9 protein-coding genes and 1 pseudogene are annotated in these 14429 nt (G+C 33.4%); 3 read left to right on the top strand and 7 right to left on the bottom strand.

Annotation, left to right across the window (positions count from 1 at the left end; genetic code table 11):
• The first annotated feature begins 266 nt into the window (after positions 1–266).
• Positions 267–1366: pseudogene (locus AB3210_RS01480) on the top strand (IS3 family transposase).
• A 667-nt stretch (positions 1367–2033) separates the two neighbouring features.
• Here AB3210_RS01480 and AB3210_RS01475 read toward each other — a convergent pair.
• Both AB3210_RS01475 and AB3210_RS01470 read right to left on the bottom strand, forming a co-directional pair.
• Positions 2034–4124 (bottom strand): PD-(D/E)XK nuclease domain-containing protein, encoded by a 2091-nt coding sequence (locus tag AB3210_RS01475; RefSeq protein WP_226079617.1) that lies wholly within the window; start codon positions 4122–4124, stop codon positions 2034–2036.
• Positions 4125–4132: 8 nt separating this feature from the next.
• On the bottom strand, positions 4133–5605 hold the full coding sequence (locus tag AB3210_RS01470) for a hypothetical protein (RefSeq protein WP_077188281.1): 1473 nt from the start codon (positions 5603–5605) through the stop codon (positions 4133–4135).
• 408 nt (positions 5606–6013) lie between these two features.
• Between AB3210_RS01470 and AB3210_RS01465 the strand changes: the two genes are divergently transcribed.
• Entirely contained in the window at positions 6014–6913 is a 900-nt protein-coding gene (locus tag AB3210_RS01465) for a DMT family transporter (RefSeq protein WP_264687304.1), read from the top strand.
• A 47-nt stretch (positions 6914–6960) separates the two neighbouring features.
• A complete protein-coding gene (locus tag AB3210_RS01460; RefSeq protein WP_127463676.1) occupies positions 6961–8268 on the top strand; it encodes a UDP-glucose dehydrogenase family protein in 1308 nt (435 codons plus the stop codon).
• Positions 8269–8285: 17 nt separating this feature from the next.
• On the opposite strand, the gene AB3210_RS01455 is transcribed toward AB3210_RS01460, so the two are convergent.
• The 5 genes from AB3210_RS01455 to AB3210_RS01435 form a co-directional block, all read right to left on the bottom strand.
• Positions 8286–9431 (bottom strand): MFS transporter, encoded by a 1146-nt coding sequence (locus AB3210_RS01455; protein WP_264686281.1) that lies wholly within the window; start codon positions 9429–9431, stop codon positions 8286–8288.
• A gap of 140 nt (positions 9432–9571) precedes the next feature.
• Positions 9572–10615 carry a threonine aldolase family protein gene (locus AB3210_RS01450; protein ID WP_019236558.1) on the bottom strand — a complete coding sequence of 348 codons (1044 nt, stop codon included), beginning with the start codon at positions 10613–10615 and terminating at the stop codon, positions 9572–9574.
• Positions 10612–11661 carry a threonine aldolase family protein gene (locus AB3210_RS01445; protein WP_026097216.1) on the bottom strand — a complete coding sequence of 350 codons (1050 nt, stop codon included), beginning with the start codon at positions 11659–11661 and terminating at the stop codon, positions 10612–10614. Before AB3210_RS01445 ends, AB3210_RS01450 begins: the two co-directional genes overlap by 4 nt.
• 1 nt (position 11662) lies before the next feature.
• Positions 11663–13438: an ABC transporter ATP-binding protein gene (locus AB3210_RS01440; RefSeq protein ID WP_019236560.1), complete on the bottom strand. Its 1776-nt coding sequence runs from the start codon at positions 13436–13438 to the stop codon at positions 11663–11665.
• Positions 13439–14428, bottom strand: a complete 990-nt coding sequence (locus AB3210_RS01435) for a phytanoyl-CoA dioxygenase family protein (RefSeq protein ID WP_026097217.1) — start codon at positions 14426–14428, stop codon at positions 13439–13441.
• Position 14429 lies beyond the last annotated feature (1 nt).

The following is a 14429-nucleotide window of genomic DNA, read 5'->3' as shown; positions in this document are numbered from 1 at the left end:
AAAATAAAAACCTGCACCATAAAATATTGAGATTTAGAATATTAACTTATAAAGTCTTTTCGGCAGTTTTAGCGAGGGTTTATTAGCAAGGATGTTGGAGGTTAGCAATGACTATATCTGAAGGTGTAATACAGCGTATAAGGCATAATGATAAGAACGCGATAGGGGGATGATTTTTTGGTCAAGGTGGCTGTGCTATAATGCACCCCATAAACTAGACCAAAAAAAAATGGTTGATCCGAGTAGGAAAGTAAAGGGGTAAAAGTATGGCAACAAAAAAATATGAACCAGAGTTAAAAGCAAAGATAGCTTTGGAAGCAATAAAAAATCAAAGAAGCACAGCTGAGATATGTAGTGAATATAAAATACCATCAACAAATCTATATGATTGGCGTGATAGAGTATTGGCAAGGTTAAAAGACCTATTTGTTGAAGAAAGTGAAAGTGCGAGAAAACAAAGAATCTTAGCGCAAGAAATAGAAAGTTTACATAAAGTAATAGGAGAATTGACAGTGGAAAATAGTTATTTGAAAAAAAAATTACTGAAATAAGCAAAAAAGATAGAGTAAGATTTATAGAAAAAGATTCTGATCTGTCAATTAGGAAACAGGCTGATTTACTGGGGATTTGCAGATCTAGCCTATATTATAGGCCTATAATTAATAACGAAAGTGAAATTTGATTCAAGAAGTATATTTGGCTTCTGATTGCCGTTATGGATATCGTAAAATTACTGCTGAGATCATAGCGAGTGGAGTAGTAGTCAATCACAAAAAAATCTTAAGAATTATGAAAAAAATGAAGATTAGTGGGCTGTATTGTAGAAAAAGATGTAATACAAGTATTAAAGAAAAAAAGCATAAAATATATCCTTATTTACTCAAAGATTTGATTATTTGTAGAGTTAATCAGGTATGGGCTACTATATATTATGGTAGAAGGTAAGTTTATCTATTTTGTGGCAATAATGGACTTGTATAGTCGCTATATTATTGCTCATTCATTATCACCATATCTCGATGCTGGATTTTGCCTTTATACTCTCAAAGAAGCTCTAAAACAAGGTAAACCTGAGATTTTTAATAGTGATCAGGGGGTGCAGTTTACTAGCTACAACTTTATTATGGAATTAGAGCGTGCTAATATTAAAATCAGTATGGACCATAAAGGACGTTGCTTCGACAATATATTTGTTGAGCGCTTATGGAGAACTTTAAAGCAAGAAGCTATATATTATTATAGACCAAATAGTATCAGAGATTTAAATCTTATAATAAATGATTTTGTTTCTTGGTATAACTATAGAAGGCGACATCAGACTCTACATTATAAAGTTCCTGCTGATCTTTATTATCATAAACAGTAAATGAATATATTGATAAATACTTTAAATGTGTGTCGACGTATTTATCAACATATTCATTTTAAAAATCGGATCACTTTGAAAAAAATGGTCTAGACAAATGGGTGCATTATAATGTATAACAATGTTACAAAAAATAATATCATAGAATTCAGTAGGATAATTCCTAGAAAACCCCTACATACTAAAAAAAGCAAAATGCTGTTAAAATGAGCTTAAGAATAAATAGCAAACATCTAACATAACAATTCTATTTGTAAATCAGGTGAGGCTTATCCTATAGAAAGCTTTCGAACTACGCAAGCGTATCTTTTGCCTTTAGTATTTCTTTATTGTTTAAGATAACTGTCTGAGCTCCTCTGCCTTAGCATTATATCTCCACTTTCTGCAAGTTATTCCATTAAGTAGTAAAAATATTAGACTTGCCGCAAAACTAAGAAAAAAAGACCAAAGATAGAGCAGATTGAACTTACAGTAAAAATAGAACAAAAAAACTCCAACAATAAATTATGCAAACTTCATCAGGTTAACTTTAACTTAAGAAAACATAAATCAAATTTTCTTGCTCAAAGACCTTGCTTTTTCTCCAACCTTACTCAAACGTACTCTAGCTTAATGCATAATTTTACCCATAAACAACCTTATCTTTGGTACTTTTATTAGTTACAAGTCATCTAGAAAACCCAGATGCTCTACGAAGCCCACCAATCAATATCAGATCCTGCTCTTGTCCTACAGCATTTAATATAGCGTATAACAAAACCATCGCATCTCCCCCAGTAATACGCTTGCATCCTCCACAAAATTCGTATTCACTTAACTGTCGATTTGCCTCCACCCTTTTTCGTTCAACTTGTTCTGCGGTGTTAGCATACTTCAACTCTATTCCAATTGGATGAGTATCATCATTTTCCGCAGATTTTGATAATACTAGGTCTATTTTCCTTCCTCTCTGTAGCTGGAACTCAATAATTACCTTGGCAGGATTATCGCAACTTTGAAATATCCCACGCAACAAAGCCTGAAATTTAGCTTCATTGTTCACGAGTAGACGGTTTCCATTTAATAACGGAGACAACAGACGAGAAATCTCATTAAATAAAACTTCATACCTAGCCCTGTACTCACCATTAACATTACCATCATTACCAAAATTAGGCTCAGCACTCATCAACTGATCTGCAAGTTGATGTAAATTCCTAACATTACCCATTTGTTCTGAAAACCTTCCCTCGAAATAACCTTCACTATGAGAACGTGAGTAAGCACGTAGTGATTCGAATTTCTTTGCAGAAGCCACTTCCAGATGACCCTGGACATCTACTTCACAAAGTACTTGACGCACCTTAGCATCATCTGTGGCTTGAGGCAGTAACGACAGGTTCAATGCTTTGTCTGGTAAAGTCTGCCACTTTAAACGACGAAAAATGTGAAGCACAACAAAACCAATATTTGATAAAAATAGAGCTAAAGTTAACGCATGGCTTACAATATCTGCTGCATCTCCCCTACCACCTGTACGTTTCATTTTCTCTCCCTGAGAGTGGTTAAATAGATACTTGGTAACCCTTACCTCCCGCCCATCATTTGTTTCTAAGTCCCTCCTTGTAGATAAAACATTTCCAAAAACAAACGATGACGTACAGGAAAAAGTGTTACAATGAGGCGATTGAGTGAACTCTGATGCTATGGGTTGTAAAAAACGTTTTACATTTCCCCTAACTCCATTTCCATGAGGATGTAGTAAACCCGGTATTAAGGAAAGACCACCTTCTGAAAAGGCCTGCACAGAAGTTCGGAGACCAGCACCTCCACGTAATTGAAAATTTAACGCTACACAAACAGCACTTGGTGATGAGGTATGAATAGGCAAAGACGAAACAGAACAACTTTTAGCATAATCTTTAGCTTGCTCTAATCCTTCCTCATCACCAACCTTCAACTCAATTATAATTGGAACCGAATCATTTGTCTGATCAACACCACGAACAAGCAAAACAACATCTGCATAACCTTTTCCTATAAGTAGCTCTGGGTAGAAATCAGCCACAGCTCGGTATCTAAAATTTACTAAAAACCCACACAGAAAACCGTGGTAATCAGACTCTGCACGAAACACTAAGCTATCTTCATGTTCATCATGGATATCAATAACATATTCCAAAATTCTTTTAACATTAGTACGCACTTCTCCTGTATCATCATTTGCCAACTCACTCATCAGGTCTAACAATTCACCTTGTTCTCTGATTGGGTTAATTTCATGAAAAATTGGAGCTCCAGGTTCATCACGTTGAGGAAATCTATCTATTTCATGAATAAACCTACATTCTTCTCCAAACCGAAATATTTTATACTCTTCCCAATCCAGATCCTTATCTTCCTGTAATTCTTGTGGAAGATTCTCTTCTACCTGCTGCTTCTCTTCTGCACTAAACCTTGACCCAGGGCTGTTCTCATTATCAGCAACAGTATAACACCTGACTATTCTTCTATTTTCTTTATTAGTGAGAACAGCAACTTTTAGATTTCCATAATTGTCAAAACGAAAATAGACTCTTTCATCTTCAACTAATATACCTGCATCATGTGCAGTAGAAAACATACCAAAAAAGAATGTAGGAAAAAAGCCAGGCTTATTAGCCGAATGCAAAAAAGATGGACAGTTGTTTAAAAAACCTACAAATTGTCTACTAAACTCATCACAACCTCCACTTAATAAAGCCCTAACTAATTCACGATCTTCATTATTACCATGCATAAATACTCCTATTTGTTAACAACTGCAGCAGGCGAAATACTAACATTAGTACCCACTAACGTAGATTGAGGACCTTCAGTGCTAGCAGAGAATAAATTCAAATTTCTCGCTGACTTACACAACTCTTCTATTAAATTGCAGGAGCTAGTTGCATCTATCATCTTAGAATTCCTTGTTTTATCTAAACTATTTGCTATCCTCTCTTTTAATGATTTAAAGCTTTTGTCTGAACAACAATCTTTAGCAAACTTTAAAATACTCAAGACCAAATCAACTTTTTCACCATCGCCAGCACTTTGAGTATCCTTGCTGTTCTCCTGATCTACAATCAAATTTGAAATTGCATTTTCCATTGCAACAAAAGCAATCCTATCTTTAAAAGGATCGACAACATTTATTTTATTTTGGTTAAATACACTAGATTCCCAAAGACTGCTAATAGCTGACCTTGCTTCATTCCTGTTATCCAAGTCATAATCTTTAGAAACTACAACAAATGAAAGCGATGAGAGAAGATGTGCATATCCTCTAGGTGAAAGCATTTTCTCTACTTCAGATCTTGAACATCCCTCGCTCAAGTACTGGATAACATACTTAGTTGTGCAAAGAAAACCGTGCTCTACTAAGTAACTAAGAGGACGATAGATCACACCCCTATCTTTCTTATTCGGTAGCCCAAGTAGTGACTTATGATCTACTTTTGCGCTTATGACTTTACCTAGAAGGGAACTTAAGGTAGAAGCAAGTTTATAGCTAGATTGCAATGGAGATAATTTTGCAATAGCAGAAACTAGCAATTTTTCTCTCTCTTCTTTCACTAATTTTTCTTCAGAACACAGACGATTATAGAAGTGTTCCACTCCCTTACTCCACTTGAAATCTACAGCCTTATTAAATCCATCTTCTGCTTCTATATTTTCTCTAAGGTTACCTGATTCTTGATCAATCCAGAAATTGAAAACAGGATCACGTCTTCCCATGGAACTTAACAATTCAACTCTTGCAAGCTTATCACTGCAAGCTAAATTCCTATCTTCCTCACATGCACCTTTATGAGATAAGTCAGATCTAAAAGACTCTAACGCCTTGTCAAATAATTGCTTAATTTCACTCTCTACACACTCAATACATGCTATTTTATATATAGCAAATGGATTCAACACACCTGATTTAGCTAATTCTCCTACCAATTTAGCAACATCTAGTGTCGCACCTGACCAACAAGATTCATCACGAAACGCATTACATAAGAGGTCCGATTGCTCAACGGTTAGACCCTCTACTGTTACAGGGTGAGCCTTGACCCATTCCTCAATAGCTGAAGTTCTATCACCTTTAACAACATCCTTCAGCTTACTTATTACTTTGCTAGAGATAATCTCTTTATTTTTTTTAGGATCAGAACTGAGACGAGATCTTTTGCTTGGGCCTGCATTACCCTTCAAATCTTCCGTTCCACGTTTAGTTTTACTTTTTGGCATCTAATTACCTCAAAATCAAATATTCAATGAAGGTATTATACAAGCATTAGAATAATATATAAATCGAAAAATTAGTGTGCACCTAAATTTAAGCAGTAATTATAGACCTGCTGCAAAAGAGGAGATATTAAAGAGAGATGTAGCAAGAGGGAATGAGCTTAAATTATCAAATTAACGTTATTCTACTTTACCTCACTAGCATTTTCCTTACCTTGAGCCTTACTATTACTCACAAATATAAACGTTCGTTACATAGCTCTTAATATGTCTAAAGAGACGAAATTTCCCGAATTATTTATAATGAACCCTTACGATCACATTCTGGGGACGTACATCAGAAAACTTTTATATTATTAGTTTTGTAGTAAAATTATATGAGTACATCGTATCTATTAAATCAGAAGCTTTATGGATTACAGATTGAGAGCTTATTTGTTTGGGGTTATCTGGTTTATACTTAGCTTACTTAGTAGTGTAGCTAATGATACTATATCAAAATATCTAAGTTTACATCTTCAGAGTTTTGAAATAATTTTTTTCCGCTTTCTGTTTACCACTATTACCCTTGTACCTTTTATGTTTTACTATGGAATAGAAACTTTTAAAACAAGTCAAATATCTACTCAAATAACCAGGGGTGGGTTGTTGTTTTGTGGAATGACCTTATGGACTTACGGGTTGACTGTTTTCCCCATAGTAACTGCAACGATTATAAGTTTTTCTATACCATTATTTGTTATACTTCTTGCAATCCCTTTACTAAACGAAAATATAATTTGGCAAAGATGGATAGTAACTATTATTGGTTTTGTTGGTATTGCTATTACCACCAAAGCTCATAGTGAAGACTTTAATCCTAAAATTCTTATTTTTATTGTATCTGCGTTAATCTTTGCTATATTAGACATACTTAATAAGAAACTTGTGATAAAAGAGTCAGTAATAAGTATGTTATTTTATTCAGCTCTAACGACAACTATTTTTTCTACTCCACCTTTGTTATTTTATTGGCATATGCCTTCCTTGTTGGAGTTAGTATTACTGCTGATTTTAGGAATAAGTTCAAACCTAATTCTGTTCTTCATGTTAAAAGCTTTTGCTCTTACTGATGCTACTGCACTTGCACCTTATAGATACATAGAGCTAATAATTTCTGCAATAGTAGCATACGTTATATTTAATGAATTACCTGATAAAAGTGCTTTATATGGTACTTTGATATTAATACCATCAACCTTATTTATAGCTTATTCGGAAGGTAAGGCAATTAAGAAAAATAATGTAACAACAAAAGTTTATAATTGTTAATGGTATTTATTTTAGATGCTAAGCTATATTTTTAAGGTGATAATAAAATGCACATAACTATTATAGGAGTAGGGTATGTAGGATTAGTATCTGGTACAATGTTATCGGAGCAGGGCCATAAAGTTGATTGCATTGACATAAATACTGAGAAGATTGAACTTTTGAAATCAGGGAAAATTCCTCTATATGAACCTGGATTAGCAGATTATTTAGAGAATAATATAAAGTCACAAAGGATAAGATTTTTCGATTCGTATTTTCAAATAAATCCCAATACAGAAGTAGTATTTATAACTGTAGATACTCCATCAGACTCCCTAGGAAATGCAAATTTAAAGAATGTATATAATGCAGTAAGTGAAGTTTCTGAGAGAGTTAATCAAGATTGCTTAATAGTGATAAAGTCAACTGTTCCTCCTGGTACTGCAGAAAATATACATAATTATTTATCTAATAAGGGCTATAACTTTGATTTGGGAGTTAATCCAGAGTTTCTCAAGCAAGGCTCTGCAGTATCAGATTTTTTATACCCAGATAGGATAATAATAGGAGTAAAAACTAAGCTAGCTAGGGCAAAACTAGAAGTTATATATAGATCATTTATAGATAAGAATATTCCGTTAATAGTCACTGATACAGTTACTGCTGAAATGATTAAATATGCTTCTAATGCCTTTCTAGCAACAAAGGTTGCTTTTATCAATGAGATGGCAGGTTTATGTGAGCTATTAGGAGCAGACATTGACCTTTTAGCTAACAGTATGGGAATGGACCATAGAATAGGTAAGGAATTTCTCAAAGCTGGTCCAGGATTTGGAGGATCATGTTTTCCTAAAGATTTGTCAGCTTTAATAAGGCTTGCTGAAGACCACAATGTTAAGCTACAAATTTTAAATTCAGTTAAAGAATCTAACTATAATCATATAACAAACATTGCTAAAAAGGTAGAATATGTATTAAATGGAGTCCAAAATAAAAAAATAGCAATATGGGGGCTAACTTTTAAGTCTGGTACTGATGATGTAAGAAATAGCCCAGCTATAGATATTGCACAATTGTTAGTGAATAACAAGGCTAAAATTACTGCATATGACCCAATGGGGATGGATAATGCTAGGCAAGTTCTAAAGGATATAGAATACGCGGACAATGCTATAGGGGCTGCAAGGGACGCGGAAGCCTTGTTATTGTTAACGGAGTGGAAAGAATTTAAAAATCAAGATTTTGCAAGTTTAAAGAGTATTATGGCTGCACCTAATGTTTTTGATTTCCGTAATTTATTAGATAGCGAGCTATTACTAAGATATGGTTACCATGTTTATTCCTTGGGTAAAAAATCTATCTACAAAGTTTAACTGTTGAGAAATTTTTTTTACACCGCTTTACTTAGTTTTTTTAGATCTTTGCTTGATAGTATGGAAAAGCAAACGAGTGCAACAACAGAGCAAATGGAAAAAAATGAAAACATAATACTGTTACCACAGTGCTTAACAAGTACTCCTAAGAGCACGCATGAAAATATTGAACTTGCAATATACCCAAATAATCCTGTTAAGCTTACAATTGCACATACATTATTTTGTGGAGCAATTTCTACAGCTATAACACCTGTCAGTACTTGCACTCCAAATATAAAGAATCCTGATAAGATTGCACCAAGGTTCATAAGAATTATGTTTTGACCAAAGTTCATTGCAATAAAAGTGAGTGCTATACCCAACATATAAAGTGATGCCAGCAAGCTTCTATTTTGAAAGAAGTACATATCACTAATTCTTCCTGTTATTAAAGTTCCAAGGATTCCACCTAAATCATATACGCCTGTTATTAGTGAGGATTGTACAAGAGAAATTTGTAATTTATTCTTTAAAATTATAGGAAACCAAAAGAAGATTCCCATTTTTATAATATAAGCACAAAAAGTAGCACAACATAGAAACCATATGGAACTTGTTACCTTGATACCTATTTGAGATTTCTGCACCTTATAATAGGTAGTAAAGTTGGCACTTTCTTTGTAATATGCTTTTAATATTATATAAATTCCAAAAAGTAAGCATAAGAGACCAGAGTACAAAAATGCACTTTTTGCATCATATATTTTAATTATACTTGGTAATACAATTAAAGTAATACAAGAACCAAGTTGCTGAGATGCGCTCATAACTCCCCATGATGATGCAATTGAAGAGATGCTAGAGTTTGTAACCATAAACTTGGTAATAGCTGGCCAACCTAACCCTTGTGTCCAAGCTAATAATATTAATGTTAACAGTAATAAAGTTAGATTATTATATGATAAAGTTATACCAATGGTTAATAATCCAGTTGCAATATTGCATAGCCCAAACATAAATAATGGATTATTTTTGGAGTCCATGATTATTCCATTAACGAATTTTGATACTCCATAAAAAAAAGAAAAGCAGGCAAAAAAATAGCTTAATTTTACATGGTCAGTATCTATTAACAGTGGTAGAGCAATTGGTATACTTTGTCTTGATAAATAAAGCAGCATATATCCACAGAAGAATAGCAAATATTGAAAGAAGACAAAGTTCACACCTATTCCCAAATAGCTCTATGCAGATGCTAGCATAATACTATATTGGTATAATATTGTTTGACAAGAAGTTTGCAAACAATTAGTGCAGAAAATTACTTACTTAGTATCTTTCTTATAGCAGATACAGTAGTATTAATATCTTCATAGCTTATATCTCTATGTGTTATAGCTCTGATTTTACCTCTTATGTTAGCCATTCTAATTCCATAATTTGTAACTAGTACGTTTATTAATTCTTGAGTAGATATACAATTAGTACGTAATGAAAAATACGCTATATTAGTTTTGTATAGGTCGATATCAATTATAACTTGATCTATGGAGTCTAGGCCTTCTATAAGGTGCTGCATCTTTTTATGATCTTCCTCTAAACAATTTATATTATTATGTAAAGCATATAAACATGCAGCTGAAATAATGCCAGCTTGGTGCATACCTCCGCCAATTTGAAACTTATAGTACCAAGCTTTTTCAATAAACTCTTCACTTCCAAGCAATATTGCGCCCATTGGAGCACCTAATCCTTTACTAAAATCAATGAATACCGAATCAAAATAACTTGCATACTCTTTTGGAGATATTTTAGTATGAGCACAAGCGTTGAACAGTCTTGCTCCATCTAAATGAGTGAATACGTCATTCTCTTTGCAGAGACTTGAGATCTCTTGAATATATTCTAAAGGCCACACAGCTCCACCACCAAAATTTGTCGTTTGTTCGATAGAAACAAGCCCAACTCTCGGAATATTTCTTAAACTAGGACGAGTAATAAACTCAACAATTTGTTCTCCAGTAAATATTCCTCTCGTACCTTTGATGGGCAAAGGAGTGGCATGTGCCTGGGCTGCGATCAAGCCAGATTGTACTATGAGCGGATGTGAAGTTTCATCAAGCAGCAAGTAATCACCAGGTCTTTGAATGTGTACTTTATAAGCAATTACATTGGACATCGTTCCTGAAATCAAAAAGATTCCTGCAGGTTTACCTAATATTTTACATGCGGTTGCCACTAATTCGTTCACAGTTGGATCTTCACATGCAGCTTCGTTTCCAACTTTTGCTTTAGCCATCGCTTCCCTCATTTTAGCTGAAGGGTCAGTGTTTGAATCGCTAAAGAAATCTATTTTTATTCTCATATTAAATTTAACACAACTTCCTTTATAATTTCAGCAGCTTTCATGATGTCTGTTTCCTTTGTGCCAAGATGGGTAACTGCTCTTATATGAGACTCGAGCCAAGGAAAAAGCAATAAACCATAAGCTTGGCACTTACTCAAGAAAACCTCATTAGTTACATTTAGTGCTTTTATACTAAAGCTTACTATATTAGTTTCTGGATAAGGTAGTACCAGTTTTATGTGTGGAATTTCTTTAATCTTATCTGCAAACAATTTAGCGAGCTTATTATCTTCTTTAAGCCTAGAGATATTATTCTGTAGTACGTATTTTGCTGCATTAGCACAATACCCTATCTGATGATAACCACTACCTAGCCAAACCTGTAGCTTTTTAGCCCTTTCAATTATCTCTCTTTTACCCATAAGCATTGAACCAAAAGGAGCGCCAAGTCCTTTAGTAAAAGAAAAGCTCATTGTATCCACATATTTAGCATAATCTGCTAAAGCAATATTTGTTTCGATATGAGCATTAAATATTCTTGCACCGTCTAAATGAAGATTTACATTGTGAGCTTTTAAAAAGTGATATAACTCGACTTGTTTTTCAAAAGGATAAATTTTACCATTAAACCCATTTATACTATTTTCTATAGAAACAAGACTCACCTGAGCAAAAATTTTATACCTCGGCTTAGAATTAATAGCATATTCTACTTCATCAACATCTAAGATTCCGCTATTATTTCTAATACAATTAAATACGATATTATTTACTTTTGCATTGCCTGCACTATCGAAAAAATTAATGTGATAATTATAATTAGTTATTAGTTCATCACCAGGACTTGTTTGAATGGCAATGGCTAATCTATTTGCAAGCATACCGCTGGTTACAAATAATGCTTCTTCTACTTTGAATAATTGTTTGCAATATTCTGATAAGTCATTACAGCTTTTGTCTTCACCATAAGCAAAATCTCCAACAGTTGCATTACTTATTGCATGTATAACGTTGGAGCTCTGCAGAGTTGTAGTGTCACTTCTCAGATCAATAATTTTTTCCATCTTATTTCTTGCCATTCAAACAACCAATTTGAGCATTCCAAAGTTCCTTGTAAAGACCTTGCTTAGAAACTAATTCAGCGTGTTTACCATCTTGGACAATTTTTCCTTTGTTAAATACTATAATTCGGTCCATGTGTAAAAGTGTAGAAATACGGTGTGCTATAGTAATCGTAGTTTTATTTTTCATCAATTTGAATAAACTCATTTGAATTGTTTTTTCTGTTATAGAATCTAACTGACTAGTTGGTTCATCGAGAAATAATATTGGAGCGTTTTTTAAAAATGCCCTTGCTATTATTATTCTTTGTCTTTCTCCTCCAGATAGCTTGATGCCTTTTTCTCCAACTGTAGTTCCATATTGATCTGGTAGAGTCATAATGAAATCGTGAATACCAGCCAGCTTTGCAGCTCTCATTATTTCTTCGATAGTAGATTGAAGTTTACCATATATGATGTTTGCTAAAATAGTATCATGAAATAACAATGGGTCTTGAGGTATTACAGATATTTGTTGCCTCAAAGAACTCTGTGTAACTTCTGATACTATTTGATTATCAATCTGTATATTACCTTTTTTAACATCAAATAGCCTTAGAATTAAGTTTATAAAAGTAGATTTACCACCTCCAGAATAACCAACTAGACCTACCTTTTCGCAAGGATTAATGGTAACTGAGAAATCTTGAAATAATGGCTCCTGACCTTCATAAGAAAAAGAAACATTGTTAAACGTTATTCTTCCACTTAATAAATTTAATTCTTTAGCATTTTCCTTATCTTGAATTTCTGGTACGGTAGTCAAGATTGGCAATGCATCTGAAACTTTGCCGAAATGAGTAGAAAATTGGGTAAGATTCCTAGTTAGATGGTTAAGAAACTCTATAATCGATATATTAATTCCAAGTACAAGAACAATATCTCCTATTGCGATTTTGTTCAATTGATAATCATGAATTAAAAAATACAAGTTTACTGCTTGGAGTATATCAAATGAATAGCCGTATATAAACCAAAGCCAAAAGTATGCCCATTGTAATTTTCTCTCTGCAATAGTTCTTTTCTTGCATATTTGAAAAAATTTGTGTCTCTCATGTGCTTGCTGAGAAAATAACCTTACTGATATAACATTTAAAATACTATCTGCTATACTAGCTATTACCTGTGAATTTTGTTTAGAGTAATTATCAGCTAATTCAGTAAGCACACGAAAGCTGAAAATCGAGACTAAAATAAAAATGCTTACCCAAGTGAATGTAGCGATTGCAAACTTTATGTTTACTAATGATAAGGTATAAATAGCTAAGACTAATGCTATACTGTAACCGAAAAAACAATCTATAAGCAATCTTATTAACTCTATCACACTATCCATTAAGCTACTGACCTTATGTACTAAGCTTCCAGATAAATTGTTCTGATAATAGGAATGGTCTTGTTGGAGTAGCCTACAAAAAGATATATCAGCTATCTTTTGACGCATTAAGGTAAACATTTGAATGTCAACAAAATAGCCATAGAATCTAAAAGCAGTAGTGATAAGTAATGCCATACCAAGATAAGCGCTTACAGGTAATAAAAGATTTTCAATTACATTACCTTCCTGATATTTTACAGCTGTATCTAGAATATTTTTTACTAAATACTTTCTAAAAGACAAATCAACAGCTACCACCAGGGCAACTAAAGACATTATAAGTACATTAAGTTTGAATTTAGATGCTATATTCAAGATGAACATCAATACACATTTGAAGCTATCAACTCTACTTCTGTTCATTTATAATGCTAGCTCCACTACGTTGACTTTTTTATTGAGAAATACAAGTAGTGAAAACCATAAATTTTTGTATATTTTTCCTGAGATGTCTCCAGCATCATGTAGTGCTGATGCTCGATTCAGAATAAGTAGCTTATATAAATCTCGCTTAGCCTCAGTAGTGTCGATCTCAGAAATATTTGTAGTTGTGTCTGTAATAAAGGCTAACCAGCTCTTGATAAGTTCTTCCATGTTTTTTACTTTTATACTTTCCTGGTAGCAAAATAATGACAAGCATTCTCTCAGTATAGATTCTGTTAACCCACCACAATTGAGTATACCAAAAACTGAAGGCTGAGGTTTTGGCACATAGGGAAGATCTTGATCTTTTACAATCCACCTTGTTACATAAGCAAATCTATCTTTAGCATCTGTATTCTTATCACTACCATGCCATAACCGTGAATCAAAAACTATCGCATCTCCTGCTGAAATAGGTAGTGACTTAATTTTGTAATTTTCCCGATTACTTGAGTACTGATCAAAAAAATATGGGTACCAAAAATCAACTAAAGGCTGTATTTCCCATTTATGACTGTTTTCTATAATTTGCAGTGCACCTGAAGTTTCACTTACATTATTCAAAGCTAACCAAACAGAAAAGTGGTAAGGATCATTGAAACTATAGGAGATGTCTTGATGGAAGGGAACTGCATCTATTAAATCAGCAGTTTTACATATAACATTTGATTTTTTCTGCAGTATCTGACACTGAAGTGACTTTTCAAGGTAATTTTTAATAATTTCATCTAATGCTTGAGAGATAATTCTAGTTACTTGAGATGACGTGCCCCATCTGCCGGTACAGTTTAAGTAGTCAGAAGTTGAAACACTTAGTTCTTGGGATAGCTTTGATATCTTATTTGTTATATCACTTAAAGACTGAGTTATTAGCTCTAAAGGAACCAGATTTTTGATAATAAAAAAACCATTTTTTTGTAATGTTTCCATA

Origin of the sequence: Wolbachia endosymbiont (group B) of Scrobipalpa ocellatella, from assembly GCF_964188425.1 — a bacterium.
Lineage (GTDB): Bacteria > Pseudomonadota > Alphaproteobacteria > Rickettsiales > Anaplasmataceae > Wolbachia.
Note: the sequence above shows the minus strand (reverse complement) of the source record. Positions and strands in the feature narration are given on the sequence as shown.

Bases quoted from the DNA above. Each gene is read 5' to 3' on its own strand.
- AB3210_RS01455 (WP_264686281.1), bottom strand. From the start codon at position 9,431: ATGCTGCTTTATTTATCAAGACAAAGTATACCAATTGCTCTACCACTG.
- AB3210_RS01440 (WP_019236560.1), bottom strand. From the start codon at position 13,438: ATGAACAGAAGTAGAGTTGATAGCTTCAAATGTGTATTGATGTTCATC.
- AB3210_RS01435 (WP_026097217.1), bottom strand. From the start codon at position 14,428: ATGGAAACATTACAAAAAAATGGTTTTTTTATTATCAAAAATCTGGTT.
- AB3210_RS01445 (WP_026097216.1), bottom strand. From the start codon at position 11,661: ATGGAAAAAATTATTGATCTGAGAAGTGACACTACAACTCTGCAGAGC.
- AB3210_RS01475 (WP_226079617.1), bottom strand. From the start codon at position 4,124: ATGCATGGTAATAATGAAGATCGTGAATTAGTTAGGGCTTTATTAAGT.
- AB3210_RS01470 (WP_077188281.1), bottom strand. From the start codon at position 5,605: ATGCCAAAAAGTAAAACTAAACGTGGAACGGAAGATTTGAAGGGTAAT.
- AB3210_RS01460 (WP_127463676.1), top strand. From the start codon at position 6,961: ATGCACATAACTATTATAGGAGTAGGGTATGTAGGATTAGTATCTGGT.
- AB3210_RS01465 (WP_264687304.1), top strand. From the start codon at position 6,014: ATGGATTACAGATTGAGAGCTTATTTGTTTGGGGTTATCTGGTTTATA.
- AB3210_RS01450 (WP_019236558.1), bottom strand. From the start codon at position 10,615: ATGAGAATAAAAATAGATTTCTTTAGCGATTCAAACACTGACCCTTCA.